Annotated in this window: 14 protein-coding genes; 11 read left to right on the top strand and 3 right to left on the bottom strand. The window is 66.3% G+C overall.

Going from position 1 to position 15010, the window contains the following annotated elements; translation table 11 throughout:
• Positions 1-95: 95 nt before the first annotated feature.
• Positions 96-1106 (bottom strand): GlxA family transcriptional regulator, encoded by a 1011-nt coding sequence (locus BT264_RS08150; protein WP_072438360.1) that lies wholly within the window; start codon positions 1104-1106, stop codon positions 96-98.
• A gap of 88 nt (positions 1107-1194) precedes the next feature.
• Between BT264_RS08150 and BT264_RS08145 the strand changes: the two genes are divergently transcribed.
• Positions 1195-2310 carry a DJ-1/PfpI family protein gene (locus BT264_RS08145; RefSeq protein ID WP_072438362.1) on the top strand — a complete coding sequence of 372 codons (1116 nt, stop codon included), beginning with the start codon at positions 1195-1197 and terminating at the stop codon, positions 2308-2310.
• Between the two features lie 217 nt (positions 2311-2527).
• On the opposite strand, the gene BT264_RS08140 is transcribed toward BT264_RS08145, so the two are convergent.
• A complete protein-coding gene (locus tag BT264_RS08140; RefSeq protein WP_072438364.1) occupies positions 2528-3607 on the bottom strand; it encodes an alcohol dehydrogenase catalytic domain-containing protein in 1080 nt (359 codons plus the stop codon).
• 110 nt (positions 3608-3717) lie between these two features.
• On the opposite strand from BT264_RS08140, the gene BT264_RS08135 reads away from it, so the two are divergent.
• Positions 3718-4515, top strand: coding sequence for a helix-turn-helix transcriptional regulator (locus BT264_RS08135; RefSeq protein ID WP_072438366.1), 798 nt, complete (start codon positions 3718-3720; stop codon positions 4513-4515).
• Between the two features lie 170 nt (positions 4516-4685).
• Here the strand turns inward: BT264_RS08135 and BT264_RS08130 are convergent, their stop codons facing one another.
• Entirely contained in the window at positions 4686-6164 is a 1479-nt protein-coding gene (locus BT264_RS08130) for an aminotransferase class V-fold PLP-dependent enzyme (protein ID WP_072438368.1), read from the bottom strand.
• Positions 6165-6671: 507 nt separating this feature from the next.
• Between BT264_RS08130 and BT264_RS08125 the strand changes: the two genes are divergently transcribed.
• The 9 genes from BT264_RS08125 to BT264_RS08085 all read left to right on the top strand — a co-directional run bounded on the left by BT264_RS08125 (position 6672) and on the right by BT264_RS08085 (position 14821).
• Positions 6672-7925, top strand: a complete 1254-nt coding sequence (locus tag BT264_RS08125) for an MFS transporter (RefSeq protein ID WP_072438370.1) — start codon at positions 6672-6674, stop codon at positions 7923-7925.
• Positions 7926-8078: 153 nt separating this feature from the next.
• Entirely contained in the window at positions 8079-9008 is a 930-nt protein-coding gene (locus BT264_RS08120) for a LysR family transcriptional regulator (protein ID WP_072438373.1), read from the top strand.
• Between the two features lie 114 nt (positions 9009-9122).
• The gene (locus tag BT264_RS08115; protein WP_072438375.1) at positions 9123-9617 is read left to right on the top strand and encodes a cupin domain-containing protein; all 495 of its coding nucleotides are present in this window, start codon (positions 9123-9125) and stop codon (positions 9615-9617) included.
• 42 nt (positions 9618-9659) lie between these two features.
• The gene (locus tag BT264_RS08110; RefSeq protein WP_072438378.1) at positions 9660-10679 is read left to right on the top strand and encodes a hydroxyquinol 1,2-dioxygenase; all 1020 of its coding nucleotides are present in this window, start codon (positions 9660-9662) and stop codon (positions 10677-10679) included.
• Positions 10680-10723: 44 nt separating this feature from the next.
• Entirely contained in the window at positions 10724-12190 is a 1467-nt protein-coding gene (locus BT264_RS08105; RefSeq protein WP_072438380.1) for an aldehyde dehydrogenase family protein, read from the top strand.
• Positions 12191-12197: 7 nt separating this feature from the next.
• Positions 12198-13265: a maleylacetate reductase gene (locus tag BT264_RS08100; protein ID WP_072438382.1), complete on the top strand. Its 1068-nt coding sequence runs from the start codon at positions 12198-12200 to the stop codon at positions 13263-13265.
• 28 nt (positions 13266-13293) lie between these two features.
• Positions 13294-14166 (top strand): intradiol ring-cleavage dioxygenase, encoded by an 873-nt coding sequence (locus BT264_RS08095; RefSeq protein ID WP_072438383.1) that lies wholly within the window; start codon positions 13294-13296, stop codon positions 14164-14166.
• Positions 14167-14170: 4 nt separating this feature from the next.
• A complete protein-coding gene (locus BT264_RS08090; RefSeq protein ID WP_072438385.1) occupies positions 14171-14482 on the top strand; it encodes a YciI family protein in 312 nt (103 codons plus the stop codon).
• Between the two features lie 3 nt (positions 14483-14485).
• The gene (locus BT264_RS08085; protein ID WP_072438387.1) at positions 14486-14821 is read left to right on the top strand and encodes a Rieske (2Fe-2S) protein; all 336 of its coding nucleotides are present in this window, start codon (positions 14486-14488) and stop codon (positions 14819-14821) included.
• Positions 14822-15010: the final 189 nt, after the last annotated feature.

Genomic DNA, 15010 nt, shown 5'->3' with positions numbered 1-15010 from the left:
CGCATGTGTCGAAATGCAGTAGCGGCAGAACAAGCGGCCTCCCGGCGTGGCGTGATCGCGGCTCGATCGCTACGGATGCCGAAACCGTTGGCGGCCTATTCTGTCTGTCGCTTGTCGCGTCGCCGCCCGAAGCGCGCGCGATAGTCGCGCGGCGATGTGCCGACCCGTTTCGCGAACGCACGTTGCAACGCGTCCACGCTGCCGAATCCCGAACGTTCCGCTATCCGCTCGAGTGGCCAGTCGGCGCGCTCCAGTAGCACCTTGGCGCGCTCGACCCGCGCCGCCAGCACGTATTGCGCGGGCGAGAGCCCGGTCTCCTTGAAGAAATTGCGCGCAAACGTCCGTTCGCTCATGTGCATGCGGGTGGCCAGCGCGGTTACGCCAAGATCGCCGGTCGGATCGTCGGCGATGTCGGCGAGCAGCGAGCGCATGCGCGGCGTCGCGCTTGCCTGGATGTCGAGCCCGACGCTGAACTGCGCTTGTCCGCCGGGACGGTGCATGAACAGCACGAGCTCGCGTGCGACCGCGAGCGCGGTCGGCGCACCGCAGTCCGCCTCGACGAGTGCAAGACACAGGTCGATGCCGGCCGTCACACCGGCCGAGGTATGGAACGGCGGGTCGCTCACGTAGATCGCATCCGGCTCGACCCGCACTTCGGGACACAGTGCCTGTAGCGTCGAACATTGGTTCCAGTGCGTGGTCGCACGTTTGCCGTCCAGCCATCCGCCCGCGGCGAGCACGAACGCGCCCGTGCAGATGCTCGCGATTCGCCGCGTGCTCGCGATCCGCGTGCGCAGCCACGGCAGCACGCCCGCATCCGATGCAGCGCGTCGCAGCGCCGCTTCGTTGCCGCCGGCGACGATGATCGTGTCGATACGACCGGGCAGCGCCGCAAGTGCGGTCGCACCGGCCAGGCGCAGGCCCGCGTGCGTGACGATGTCGTCCCCGTCTTGCGATGCGAGCGTGAGCCGGTACGGCACGGCATGGCCGGGAAGGTGACGGTTCGCGACCGCGAACACTTCCATCGGGCCCGTGATGTCGAGCGACTGGACGCCTTCGAAGCCGACGACAACGATGTCGCGTGCCGAACCGGTTGACTGTGACATGGCAGAAAGTGCGGTGGAGTTGTCCTTGTGACCGCGAGCATGATCCTTGTAATTTTCCGGACGTGCAATCGATTGACGCGGGTGGGCGATGCGGGAACGGAAAACAAGCTGGGCGACGCGCCCGGCAGCGGTGCTGCTCGTATGCGGGGTGCTTGGCGCATGGGCGCTGGGGCGGCCGGTGCAGACGATGGCGGAGGACACGCTGCCGGTCGTACGAACACTGACGACAAGCGCGCCGAAGGAGGGCCGCAGGCGGCCTCTCGTTGCGATCGTCGCGGACAACGCCGGAACGGAGACGACCGATTTCATCGTGCCTTACGCGATTCTGAAGACGTCCGGTGCGGCCGATGTGGTTGCCGTGTCGGCCGACGAAGGCGCCGTCGAATTGATGCCCGCGCTACGCATGCTGGCCGATACCACGTTCGATCGGTTCGACGCCGCCGTCCCCTCGGGTGCGGATGTCGTGATCGTGCCCGCGATACATCGTGCCGACCGGCCGGCGGTGCTGGCGTGGCTGCGCAAGCAGGCCGCCGCCGGCGCGACGATGGTGGCGATCTGCGACGGCGCAGAGGTTCTCGCGAACGCCGGCCTGCTGCGGCATCGCACCGCGACGTCTCACTGGTATTCGCGCGACCGCCTGCGTCGCCGTTTCGCCGATACGATGTGGGTCGACGATCGTCGTTATGTGATGGACGGCAACGTAATGACGACGACCGGCGTGTCGGCGTCGATTCCCGCTTCGCTTGCGTTGGTGAGTGCGCTGCTCGGGCCGGCAGCGGCGCACGAGGCAGCGCGGAGCGTCGGCGCGCAGGCTTGGAGCGATGTTCACGACGGTAGCCGGTTCGTGTTGACCGCGCGTGCGGTGACGACCGCGCTGATGAACCGCGTTGCGTTCTGGCGGCATGAGACGTTCGATCTTCCGGTCGGGAACGGGTTTGACGAACTTTCGGTTGCGTTGACCGCCGACGCCTGGGCGCGGACATGGCGCAGCGATGTTGTCGCGGCGTCGGATGCGCGCGTGATCGAGTCGAAGCACGGGCTGCGGTTGCTGACGCAGCCGGCGAATGTCCGGCACGAGCGCGTGACGATTCCGGACGATCGGCGTGGCGAAGCGGTGCTTCCCGGCGTCCTCGCGGACATCGCGGCACGCTACGGCGACGCGACGTCAGGCTGGGTCGCGCTGCAACTGGAGTATCCGAGGTAGCTGCTGCAGCGTGCGGTGCCGGGCGCGCGCTGAGCGGGCGGAATTCGTGCATCGCCCGCCGCAACAACGCCTCCCGACCGAGGAAAGCCCCGCGCGGAATGATCTCCCGGTCGATGAGCCAGGCCTTCGCGGGCGGAAACTCGCGCAGAGCGTGCCGCGCGCCTTCCGTCGAATCGCACGCCGCAACGATCGCTCGCCCGAGCACCACGCGCCGGGCTCAAGGTGCGATCACGGTCATCCTGAACGGCCCGCCGTTCGCCGCCGCATGTGCGACCGCTTCGTTCGCATCGTCGAGCGCGAAGACCGTCACGTCGAAATGCGCGAGGTCGAGCAGCCCGCCGCGGACGAGCCCCGTCATCAGTGTCACGGCTTCCGTCGGGCACATCCACTTGCCGCGCAGCGTGATGTCGTTACGCATGAGCCACGGATACGGCAGCTCGAGCCCCGCACCGCCGAGCATGCCTACGCCGCCCATCAGCACCACGCGCCCGTACGGGCGCACCGCCATTACCGCGGCACGCACCGTCGTCGCGGGCACCGACGGCGGCATCAGGTCGATCACGCAGTCGATCGGCCCCGGCGCCGCCTGCTGCATGCGTGCGCGATCCGCGGCTTCGTCGCCGGTCCGCGCGACGGTGCGCACGCGTTCGCCGAAGCGGCGCTCGAGATCCGCGAGCGCGCGCGCATTGCGGCCGGGCGCGACCACGCACCGCGCGCCCATCGCCAGCGCCACCGCGATGCCTGCGCTGCCGAAGTTGCCGGTCGCGCCGCTGACGAGCACGATCTCGCCCGCGCGCAGATTGGACGCGAGCAACCCGCCGTACGGCACGAGCAGCGTATTGAGCGCGCACCAGCGTGCGGCGTCGGCCGGCGGGATGTCGCCGATGCGCACGGCGTTCTCGGTCGGCACCCGCAGTCGTTCGGCGAACGGTCCGTCGTGGAAATGGCGCTGCAATTGCTTGCCGCCTTCGCCGCGCGCGCTCCAGCCCTGCAGCACGATGTCGGGCATCAGCGCATCGTCGCGCGAACGCACGGTCGGATCGCAGAACACCCAGTCGCCACGTTGCAACTTCGTCGCGTCGGGGCCGGTTTGCCGGACCCGGCCGATTGCGCCGCAGCCGGGCACCATCGGCAGTTCGATCGGGTACTGACGCTCGCCGCTGAACACTTCCTGCGCATAGGGCAGCACCGGCGTCGCGACGACATCCACGATGACCTCGCCGGTGCCGAGCACGGGGTCCGGCATCGTTTCGATTGCGAGCGGCATGCCGAGCGACTTCAGAATCGCAGCTTTCATGACTGTTCCGGAGGGTGGGGGACGAGCCGATTCTGGCAGGCTTAGAATCCGCAACAAGGCCCGGCACGAGCCCAGGATTCCCCGATACCACCCTGCACGGAGCGACCTCGATGACCGTTACGACGCGAACCCCGTTCGGCGATTTTCTGCGCTCGCGGCGCAAGAAGCTGCGGCCGGATGCCGTCGGCCTGCACGACGGCCCGCGCCGGCGCACGCCCGGCCTGAGGCGCGAGGAAGTCGCGGAACTGGCGGGTATCGGTGTCGACTGGTATGTGCGGCTCGAGCAGGGGCGCGACGTCAGCCCGTCGGACGCGACGCTCGATGCGCTGGCACGCGCATTGCGACTGGACAAGGCCGAGGCCGCCCATCTGCGCGCGCTCGCGCGGCGCGACCCGTCGCGTGCGTTCGTGCCGGAGAGTGTGCCGCCCGCCATCGCGCGGCTCGTTGCGAATCTTCACCTGCCTGCGTACGTTACCGGGCGGCGCTGGGACATCCTCGCGTGGAATGCCGCGGCAGCCGAGCTGCTCGGCTTCGATCGGCTCGCGGAAGCCGATCGCAACATTCTGGTCTACATGTTCGTCGATCCGCACGCGCGCCGCCTCTTCGCCGAGAGTTGGAACGACGAAGCGCACCGGATGATCGCGCTGTTTCGCACGAACCATGATCTCCATGCGAACGATCCGGCGTTCATTGCGCTGGTGGAGCGCCTGCGCGCGAGCAGCGATGAGTTTGCGCAATGGTGGGGTGCGCATGATGTGCGCAGCGGGGCGTCGGGCCAGAAGGTGCTCGTGCATGCGCAACGCGGCACGCAGCGTTATGAATACGCGACGTTCCAGGCGAACGACGATCCCGCGTTGAAGCTGGCGATTTATTCGCCGGTGAGTGGCGACGGGGGCGTCGGCGAATAGGGGCGCGCGAGCGACAGGATTGCCGGCGGGTCATGCAACGGCAGTCGTCGGCCGGGTCGCCGAGGCTTGATGGGTTGCCCGGCGCCACCACCCGGCGACGCATCAACGCATCGGCATCCTTTGCGTGCGAAGGCGGGTGGTGCGGCGGCGTGTTCGGGCAGTGTTCCGCGTCAGGCCGTACGCCGGCTCGACAAACGATTCCACAGCATTCCTGACCGGCTCCCGCTTCGACAATACGCGAGCACCGGCTTTTGCAGCGAATCGACCAACGCACCGAATGCATCGACCTCAGCGTCGCCGATGCGATCGCGCTCGACGGGCAGGTAGCGCGCTTCGAGGCCCAGTTCGCGGGCTGCTGCTGCGATCTCGTCGAACGCAGGTTGATCGTCGCCTTCGCCGTCCGGACGGTTGCAGATGACCGAGCGGAAACCTGCATTCCGGATCGCTTTCAGGTCGGCCGGCGTGATCTGCCGCGAAGCGGAAAACCCGTTCGCAGCCGTCGCGCGACATTGCTCGATTGCTTTCCGGAAACAGGCGATCGCGAAATCGACGTCCTGCTCCGTCGTAAAGCGACCGAAGCTCACGCGCACGGTGCGGCCGGCAGTTTCCGCGTCGAGGCCGATCGCGGTCAGCACGTGGGACGGTGCGCCGCTGGTCGAGTTGCATGCGGATGTAGACGACACGGCGAGCGCTTCGCCGAGCATGAACGGGAAAAAGCCCGGCGCATTCACCGTCAGGCTCAGCGTGTGCGGGATGCGGCGCGCGGCAGCGGCGTTCTGCGTGACATCGCCGAGCGCGAGCAGCGCGTCCGTCAGGCGTGCGCCGAGCGCCGCGATCCGCGTGGCTTCGCCGCCGAGTTTTTCAGCGGCCAGTTCGCACGCGACGCCCATGCCGACGATCTGATGCGTTGCGAGCGTGCCCGAGCGCAACCCGCGCTCGTGTCCGCCGCCATGAATTTGCGGAGCGATCCGGTCCGCGATGTCGCGGCGTACGAACAGCGCGCCGATGCCCTTGGGGCCGTACACCTTGTGGGCCGACATCGACATCATGTCGATGCCGAGCGCGCGCACGTCGATCGGCGTCTTGCCGAGCGCTTGCGCGGCGTCGACGTGCAGCAGCGCGCCCGCGGCGTGCACGATGCGCGCGATCGCGGCGATGTCGGTCAGCGTGCCGATCTCGTTGTTCACGAGCATCAGCGACACGAGGCCGGTGTCGGGGCCGATCGCCGCGGCGACCGCGTCGGCGGTGATTTCGCCGTCGCGCGTGGGCGTCAGGAAGGTGACCGACATCCCGCGCTTCGACAGGTTCGCCATCGTGTCGAGAATGGCCTTGTGCTCGAGGCGGCTCGTGATCAGGTGGTGCTTGTCGGTCGCGGTTTCCGCATAGCCCTTCAACGCGAGGTTGTTCGATTCGGTGGCACCCGACGTCCAGACGATCTCGTCGGCATCCGCGCCGATCAGCGCGGCGACTTGCGCGCGTGCGCGCTCGACCTGCTCACGCGCCAGCCGGCCGGCGGCATGCGAACTCGATGCGGGATTGCCGAAGATGCCGTCGAAGCCGAGGCAGGCCGTCATCGCTTCGATCACGCGGGGATCCGCGGGCGTCGTTGCCGCGTAGTCGAGGTAGTGCAGCGTGGTGGTATCGCTCATGTCCTTCTCTTGGTCTTTCTCTTTCGGAATGGGAGAAATGATACGGGGGACAGGAGGGAAAAAGAATCCAAAATTGCTTGGGAAACCCGCTCGATATGGAATAACATTTTCCTCCGAGGTGGAATGGGGGAATTGATTTCTTGATGGCCCGGGCCGGGCTGCTCGCGGCTGTCTCGATGTCTATGAGGGATTCCCCCGTGACGCGGTCGTCAGCACTATTCAGCCGCTGCGGCGATTCGCCCGATGCTTCCCCGCAGACACTTCCCGCCCCCTTGCGCCCGATTATTTGCATTTCGCGAATGGCGCGTTCGCCGGTTGTTCCATACCCGATCCGCGGCCGTGCACCTATCGTGGTGGCGTCGGCTGGCTGGATTCGATGCGTCGAACCGGAAAGGCAGCCGGCGCTTCGTCGCGATTCACATCGCACACCACACGAAAAACATCGGACCTGGCTCATGCGCAGGCGCTGCGGCGCGCGCAGGCGAACCAGCGTCCTCGGAGACGGATATGAAAGCAAACGAGTGGGATACCTCCTATGAGTGGAAGGCGGTGACGCTGCTGGCGCTCGGCTTCGGGCTGGTCGGCCTCGACCGCTGGCTCATCGCGCCGCTGTTCCCTTCGATCATGAAGGACCTCAACCTGACCGCGCAGGACGTCGGCAACTGCATCGGCGTGCTCGGCCTGTCGTGGGGCGTATTCGCGGCGCTGATGGGCGGCATCTCGGACAAGATCGGCCGCAGGAAGGTGCTCATTCCCGCCATCATCGCGTTCTCGCTGCTGTCGGGTTTTTCGGGGCTCGCGGGCGGCCTGCTCGGGCTGATGGCGATTCGCGGGCTGATGGGCGTCGCGGAGGGCTCGTTCTGCCCGACGAGTTTCGCGGCGACGGCCGACGCGTCGCATCCGCGGCGGCGCGGCCTGAATCTCGGCCTGCAACAAAGCGGCTTCGCGCTGTTCGGCCTGGCGCTGTCGCCGATCATCGCCACCCAGTTGCTCGGCTTCGTGTCGTGGCGCTGGGTCTTTGCGCTGGTGGCGATTCCCGGCTTGATCCTCGGCGCGATCATGTTCTTCGTCATCCGTGAGCCGAAGGTCGTGAAGGCGGTCGCGTCGGAACACGCGCCGGCTTCGCTCGGCCACGTGCTCAAGAGCCGCAACATCCTCGTCGCGATGGCCGCACTGTGCTGCGCGATGACCGGTGTCTTCGTGCTCGGCGCGCTGCTGCCGCTGTACCTGACGGATTACCTGTCGCTCGGCACGCAGAAGATGGGCCTCGTGGTGTCGGCGATCGGCTTCGGCGGCTTTCTCGGGCAGTTCGGTTTGCCCGGCCTCTCCGACCTGGTCGGCCGCCGCCTCGCGAGTATCGTCGGCTTCGCGGGAACGGCCGTGATGCTCTATATCTTCCGCGGTCTCGGCCCGCAGCCGCTCGCGTTGTTCGGTGTCCTGTTCGTCGCGTCGTTCTTCACGCTCGGGCTAGTGTCGCTGCTGTCCGGCCCGGTCGCGACCGAGGCTGCGCCCGTCGGTCTCGTGTCGACGTCGATCGGCGTGGTGGTCGGCGTCGGCGAGATCTTCGGCGGCGGCATCGCGCCGGCGATGGGCGGCTACGTCGCTGCACACTTCGGCATCCAGAACATTCTGTGGTTGCCGATGTGCGCGGTCATGCTGGGCATCGTGGTCAGCATGCTGTTGAAGGAAACCGCGCCCGCCGTGCTGCAGCGTCGCGTGGTCGTTCAACCGGAGCTGGCGGCTGGAAAGCAGCCGAGGTAATGCCTGAGCGGGTGCACCGGCGAACGCCGGTGGCGGTGCGCTCCGCTCCGCGATTGACATCGATTCGGCGACACAGTGACGCTTTTCGCATGACACAGCCCGTTGCCCGGCGCGGGTAGACTGCCGGTTTCGCTGTCGAAAAAAGGGCGCGGTATGGACCGGTTCCTGAGCATCGAGGCATTCGTAAGAGTCGCGGAGGCGAGCAGCTTCGCCGAGGCGGCGCGGCAGCTTGGTGTGACGAGTTCGGTCGTGACGAACCGCATCCAGCAACTGGAGAAGTTCGTCAATGCGCCGCTGTTCCATCGCAGCACGCGCCACGTGCGCCTGTCCGAAGTGGGCGAGGCGTTCTATCGCGAGTGCGCGGAGGTGGTGGGGCGCGTCAACGAGTTGACGGACCAGATGCGCGAGCTTCGCGCCACGCCGACCGGGCGGCTGCGCATCCAGATGCTGCCCGGTTTCGCGCTCGATCACTTCGGCGCGCCGCTGGTCGAATTCAATCGGCGCTACCCGGGCATCCAGCTCGACGTCATCGTCAATGATCGCGTCGTCGACCCCGTCGAAGAAGGGTTCGACATCGCGTTCCAGATATTTCCGCCGATTTCCGAATCGCTGATCGAGCGGCGGCTGTTCACGGTCAGGCGTCTCTTTTGCGCGTCGCCCGCTTACCTCGAAGCGCATGGTGCGCCACAACATCCGCGCGATTTGCTGCAGCACACCACCGCGCTGTATTCGGGTTATCCGTCGCGCAATCGCTGGACGATGACGCGCGACGACGAGGTCGTCGAAATGGAGCTGCCGGGCATGATTCGCTCGAACTCCGTTCACCTGCTGCGCGAGTGCGCGCTGACAGGCGGCGGCGTCGTTTGCCTGCCGACGCTCGTGGCAAGCGACGCGCTCGTCGCGGGGCGGCTGGTGCCGATCCTGACCGACTACCAGCTCGCGCCGCTGAGCTTTGCCGCCGTCTATCCCGCAACGCAGCGACAGGCGTTGAAGGTGAAGGCGCTGGTCGAATTCCTCGCCGAATACATCGGCGACGAGCCCCCTTGGGATCTTCCGCTTCTGGAGCGTGGCTGGGTGCGGTGACCCGCGCGATTATTCGCGAAACGCAAATGCCGTAATCGCCATCCGTTGCCTTGTTGCCGCTGTCTCTTGCCCCTAGAGTTGAATCCAACAAGCAGTTCAACTCAGGAGACAGCAATGACCGACGCGGCATTCCACACCGTCTTTGGCTCGCTCGACAGCTACAGGAAGGGCGAGATCGAAATCACCAGCGGCAGCGCCCAGCACTATGCCTTCTCGAACGTCTTCGAGGTGGCATCGAAGTCGGCCCCTTACGAAAAGGTCGTCGCCGGCAAGAATCTCGAATACGTGATCGAAGTGTTGAGGACCGAGGGCCAGTCGCCCTGGTTCGCGTGCGCCCATGACGAGTTCACGATCCAGATGGACGGCGAAGTCCGGATCGAATTCATCAAGCTCGACACGCCGCCGACTTCGGGCCGCGGCACCGTCAGCGCCGGTGCACAGCCGGCCGGCCGCAAGATGGGGTACGTCGTCCTGCGCAAGGGACATCAAGCGCTGCTGCCGGCCGGCTGTGCGTATCGCTTCGTTGCCGGCAAGCCGGGCGTCGCGCTCGTACAGACCGTGCTCGGCGAGCTGTCCGTCGAGAAGTGGGCCGATATCTGCCTGCACTGACCGTTGCGACCGCACACATTCGACTATTCCAGGAGACACGTTATGGCCACCCTCGAGACCCTCGATCCCTCCGCCGGTTTTGCCGCCGATCTGGTGCGAGCCACGGAAGCCGATGCCGTTACCGGCTACCGCTGCTTCCAGCTCGGCGAGTTCGCGTTTCAGCGCGATGAGTATTTCGTGAAGATCAGCTGGCCCGCGAAAGGCCAGACCCGCACGCATGCGATGCCGGCCGACGCGTTCCTGCGCGCGATGATGCGCGACGTGGCATGGGGCTTCTTCTACGGCTGGGTGAATTTCGATCACGTGTTCGGCACGCGCAATCACTACGGCAAGGTGGACATGTATGCGGGCACCTTCAACGGCATCCTGAAAGACGCCGGGGTCGACTACACCGAGACCTTCGAAACGCCGACGATCATGGCGACCTTCAAGGCGATGCTGCACGACTGGACGAACGAAGGATTCGACCCGTTCGCGGCGCCCGAGGAAACGGGCACGGCATTCGGGCGCAAGCACGGCGACAACGGCTCGGCAATCGAGCGCACGCGTATCGCGACGCGCCGCATGCCGGGCCTCGAAGGCGATTCGCCGCTGCGCGACGAGCTGCCGGTCAACCGCGCGTTTCTCGACGTCGCGCAGGACGAGCCGGAAGTGCATGTCGAGCCGGGCTTCGAAGGCGAGCTGCACGCGTTCAACCTGTTCAAGTACCTGTCGCGCTCGGACGTGACGTGGAATCCGTCGGTCACGTCGGTGTGCGGGCGCAGCCTGTTTTGCCCGACCACCGAGGAATTCATCCTGCCGGTCTTCCACGGCAACGACCGCGTCGAATGGTTCCTGCAACTGTCCGACGAAATCGTGTGGGACATCGGCGACAAGAACACCGGCGCACCGCGGGCACGCGTCACGATGCGCGCAGGCGACATTTGCGCGATGCCCGCCGACATCCGGCACCAGGGCTATTCGACGAAGCGTTCGATGCTGCTGGTCTGGGAAAACGCGACGCCGGACCTGCCGCAACGCTACGAGAGCGGCGAGCTCGCGCCGTATCCGATCGCGTTCTGAGCAGCGCTTCAGCTTTCGCTTCAGCAATACACCGAGGACGATTCATGCAAACCCAACTCTTCATCGACGGGCGCTTCGTTGACGCCGTCGACCGCGGCACGATCGACGTGCTGAATCCTCACGACGGCTCCGTCATCACGAAGATCGCCGCGGCCACCGCGGCGGACGTGGACCTGGCCGTCGAAGCGGCGACCCGCGCGTTCCCGAAATGGTCGGCCATGCCGGCAGCCGAACGCGGCCGGCTGCTGCTGCGCCTCGCCGATGCGATCGAGGCCCATGCGGAGGAGCTGGCGCAGCTCGAATCGCTGGACACCGGCCACCCGATTCGCGATTCGCGCGCGCTCGACGTGCCGCGCACGGCGGCGTGCTTCCGCTACTTCGGCGGCATGGCCGACAAGCTGCAGGGTTCGGTGATTCCCGTCGAAACCGGCTTCCTGAACTATGTGCAGCGCGCGCCGATCGGCGTCGTCGGCCAGATCGTGCCGTGGAATTTCCCGCTGATGTTCACGAGCTGGAAGATGGGCCCGGCGCTGGCCGCCGGCAACACGGTGGTACTCAAGCCGTCCGAAATCACGCCGCTGTCGACGTTGCGCATCGCCGAGCTGATGGCCGAGGTCGGGTTTCCCGCGGGCGTCGTCAATATCGTTCCCGGCTACGGGCATACGTCCGGCCAGCGTCTCGCCGAACACCCGGGCGTCGGCAAGATCGCGTTCACGGGTTCGACGGCAACCGGCCGCCGGATCGTCGACGCGTCGCAGGGCAACCTGAAGCGCGTTCAACTGGAGCTGGGCGGCAAGGGCGCCAACATCGTCTTCGACGATGCCGACCTCGACGCGGCCATCAACGGCGCCGCCTGGGCGATCTTTCACAACCAGGGGCAAGCGTGTATCGCGGGTTCGCGTCTCGTGCTGCACGAACGCATCGCGGACGCGTTCCTCGAGCGATTCGTTGCGCTCGCATCGTCGATCCGGATCGGCAACCCGCTCGACGCCGATACCGAGATGGGCCCGCTGACGTCGAAGCAGCACCTCGAGCGCGTGCTGTCGTTCGTCGACGTCGCGCGCGAGCAGGGCGGCCGCGTGCTCGCCGGCGGCAGCGCGCCGCAAGATCCGGCGCTCGCCGGCGGTTACTATGTGCGCCCGACGGTCATCGAAGCGAAGAGCGCGACCGACCGCATCGCGCAGGAGGAAGTGTTCGGCCCGTTCGTCACCGTGCTGCGCTTCGGCAGCGACGACGAAGCGCTTGCCATCGCCAACGCGACGGAATACGGGCTGGGCAGCGGCCTCTGGACCCAAAACCTTTCGCGCGCCCACAAGATGGCGTCGCAGATCAACGCGGGCATGTGCTGGATCAACTGCTACAAGCGCGTCAATCCGGGCAGCCCGTTCGGTGGCGTGGGCAAGTCGGGTTATGGCCGCGAGATGGGCTTCGAAGCCATGCACGACTACACTGAAGCTCGGTCAGTTTGGGTCAATGTCGACGGCAACGTGCCGCCGCACTTCAAGCGCTGAGGCTTTCATGGAACGTTTCGTCTATCAAGGCACGCCTTCCCGCGTGGTGTTCGAATGGGGCGCGCTCGCCAGGCTGCCGGATGAGCTGTCGGCGCTCGGCGCGCAGCGCGCGCTCATCCTGTCCACGCCCGAGCAGCGGCCGCTCGCCGACCGCGTGAAGGCGGTACTGGGCGAGCGTGCGGCCGGCGTGTGCGCACAGGCGGTGATGCACGTTCCAGTCGAAGTCGCGCGTGCCGCGCGCGAGATGGCCGCCGAACTGGGCGCGGACTGTTGCATCGCGATCGGCGGCGGCTCGACGATCGGGCTGGGCAAGGCCATTGCGCTCGAATCGTCGCTGCCGATCCTGGCCGTGCCGACGACTTACGCCGGCTCGGAGATGACGCCGATCTACGGGCTCACCGAAGGCCGGCTGAAGCGCACCGGGCGCGACGCACGCGTGCTGCCGCGTACCGTGCTCTACGACCCGTCGTTGACGTTGTCGCTGCCGCCGGGCATTTCGGCGGCGTCGGGTATCAATGCGATGGCGCACGCCGTCGAGGCGCTCTATGCGGAAGACGCGAACCCGGTGATCAGTTTGATGGCCGAAGAATCGATTCGCGCGCTCGGCGAAGCGTTGCCTGTCGTGGTGCGTGATCCGGAAGACCGGGAGATGCGCAGCCGCGCGTTGTATGGCGCGTGGCTCGCGGGAACCTGCCTGGGCGCGGTCGGCATGGCGTTGCACCACAAGCTTTGTCATACGCTCGGCGGCACCTTCAACCTGCCGCACGCGCAGACGCATGCGGCCATGTTGCCGCATACCGCGCACTACAACCATGCCGCCGCGCCCGACGCGCTGCGCCGCGTCGCGCGAGCGCTGGGCGGGAACGATGCGGCCGAAGCCGGCCCGCTGCTGTTCGGGCTGAATGAGCAGCTCGGCATCGCGCCGGCGCTCGCCGACATCGGGATGCCGCAGGAAGGCCTCGACGAAGCGGCCGACCTCGCATGCCGGAATCCGTATGCGAATCCGCGGCCGATCGAACGCGCGGCGATTCGTGCACTGCTTCAGGACGCGTGGGAAGGGCGCGCGCCGCATTGAACGGCTGGAAGCAAAAAGGGAGGCAGACATGACGAATGACCACCATGACAGCGACACGAGGCTGACCGAGCAGGTCGTCGCCAGCTTCGACGGCACGCCGAACCCGCGCTTGCGCGTGCTGATGCAGAGCCTCGTGCGGCATCTTCATGCGTTCGTGTGCGAGACGGAACTGACGGAAGCCGAGTGGATGGCGGCGATCCGCTTCCTGACCGAGACGGGGCAGATGTGCGACGACGTGGTGCGCCAGGAGTTCATCCTGTTGTCGGACACGCTCGGCGTCTCGATGCTCGTCGATGCGATCAACCATCGCTTCGCAACCGGCGCAACGGAGACGACGGTATTCGGCCCGTTCTACATCAAGGGGATGCCCGAGCGTGCGCATGGCGAGAACATGGCGCTCACGCCGGGCGCACCGGTCGTCGTGCATGGGCGCGTGCTGACCACCGACGGTGTTCCGGTGAAGGACGCCGTGCTCGACGTGTGGCAGACCGCGGAAAACGGCATGTATTCCGGGCAGGACACGGCGCAGCCGCACGGCAACCTGCGCGGCCGCTACCGGACCGATGCCGAAGGCCGTTACGCGATCACGACGATTCTGCCGGTCAGCTATCCCATTCCGACCGACGGCCCGGTCGGGAAGATGCTCGACGCCACCGGCCGCCATCCGTGGCGACCCGCGCATCTGCACTTCATGATCGACGCGCCGGGCTTCCGTACGCTCGTCACGCATCTTTTCGACGAGGATGACCCGTACCTGAAGTCGGATGCCGTCTTCGGCGTGAAGCCGTCGCTGATGGTCGCGTATCGCCCGCGCGCCGCGGATGACGAGCTCGCCCGTCAGTTCGGACTGAACGGCCCCTACCGCGAAGCGACGTACGACTTCGTCCTTGACCGGAGCTGATCGAATGGCTCGATTTTTCGCGGTGTTTGCGACGGACCAGCCCGGTATGCGCGACGTGCGCGACCGCGTGCGGCCCAGTCATCGGAGCTACCTGCGCGCGGCTTCGCAGCACGGCGTGTATGTGCGGCTCGGCGGCCCGACGCTGGACCCGCAGGGGGACGCGATGAACGGAACGCTGCTCGTCGTGGAGGCCGACGACATCCATGCGGTGATGCAGTTCGTCGGAAACGATCCGTACGTGAAGGAGGGGTTGTTCTCGCGCGTGGAAGTGCGTCCGTGGGACTGGAGCCTCGGAAACCCCGAGCAGAGAGTGTGAGCCATGGACGCAACGCAACTGTGCCGCTTTTCCGATGTGCCTGACGGCGGCGCGCGGGTCGTCGACGAAGCTTGCATCGGACGCCCCGTGATCGTCGTGCGACGCGGCGAGCAAGTGTGGGCGTATGTGAATCGGTGCCCGCATTTCTCGGTGCCGCTCGATTTTGTGCCGGGCAATGTTTCCTGCTACCGGTCGCAGGTGTTGATGTGTGCCCATCACAGTGCGCTGTTCCGGTTCGATGACGGTGTCTGTATCGACGGACCGTGTTCTGGCTCGGCGCTGGAAGCCGTGGCTGTCGAGGTGGATTCTGCCGCATGGGTTATCTGGCGAGGCGCTTGATTCGAGTGTTCTGATCGGTGTGGGTGGGGCAATCCATTTTTCATACAGCGATCTTCGAATTTATAAATCAGTAAAGCTAATCATATTGTCGGCGTCGTTATATCTGCCGGGATCAAGGCATTGTTGTGCGAAGTATTGAGCGAGAACCCGCCACGTAGCGGGTGGCAGGCTCGCATTTCCATAAAAAGA

It is taken from the genome of Burkholderia sp. NFPP32, from assembly GCF_900119325.1.
Lineage (GTDB): Bacteria > Pseudomonadota > Gammaproteobacteria > Burkholderiales > Burkholderiaceae > Burkholderia > Burkholderia pyrrocinia_C.
This window is presented reverse-complemented; position numbering and strand designations above follow the sequence as displayed.

Bases quoted from the DNA above. Each gene is read 5' to 3' on its own strand.
- BT264_RS08115 (WP_072438375.1), top strand. From the start codon at position 9,123: ATGACCGACGCGGCATTCCACACCGTCTTTGGCTCGCTCGACAGCTAC.
- BT264_RS08130 (WP_072438368.1), bottom strand. From the start codon at position 6,164: ATGAGCGATACCACCACGCTGCACTACCTCGACTACGCGGCAACGACG.
- BT264_RS08110 (WP_072438378.1), top strand. From the start codon at position 9,660: ATGGCCACCCTCGAGACCCTCGATCCCTCCGCCGGTTTTGCCGCCGAT.
- BT264_RS08135 (WP_072438366.1), top strand. From the start codon at position 3,718: ATGACCGTTACGACGCGAACCCCGTTCGGCGATTTTCTGCGCTCGCGG.
- BT264_RS08095 (WP_072438383.1), top strand. From the start codon at position 13,294: ATGACGAATGACCACCATGACAGCGACACGAGGCTGACCGAGCAGGTC.
- BT264_RS08085 (WP_072438387.1), top strand. From the start codon at position 14,486: ATGGACGCAACGCAACTGTGCCGCTTTTCCGATGTGCCTGACGGCGGC.
- BT264_RS08100 (WP_072438382.1), top strand. From the start codon at position 12,198: ATGGAACGTTTCGTCTATCAAGGCACGCCTTCCCGCGTGGTGTTCGAA.
- BT264_RS08140 (WP_072438364.1), bottom strand. From the start codon at position 3,607: ATGAAAGCTGCGATTCTGAAGTCGCTCGGCATGCCGCTCGCAATCGAA.
- BT264_RS08125 (WP_072438370.1), top strand. From the start codon at position 6,672: ATGAAAGCAAACGAGTGGGATACCTCCTATGAGTGGAAGGCGGTGACG.
- BT264_RS08090 (WP_072438385.1), top strand. From the start codon at position 14,171: ATGGCTCGATTTTTCGCGGTGTTTGCGACGGACCAGCCCGGTATGCGC.
- BT264_RS08105 (WP_072438380.1), top strand. From the start codon at position 10,724: ATGCAAACCCAACTCTTCATCGACGGGCGCTTCGTTGACGCCGTCGAC.
- BT264_RS08150 (WP_072438360.1), bottom strand. From the start codon at position 1,106: ATGTCACAGTCAACCGGTTCGGCACGCGACATCGTTGTCGTCGGCTTC.
- BT264_RS08120 (WP_072438373.1), top strand. From the start codon at position 8,079: ATGGACCGGTTCCTGAGCATCGAGGCATTCGTAAGAGTCGCGGAGGCG.
- BT264_RS08145 (WP_072438362.1), top strand. From the start codon at position 1,195: ATGCGGGAACGGAAAACAAGCTGGGCGACGCGCCCGGCAGCGGTGCTG.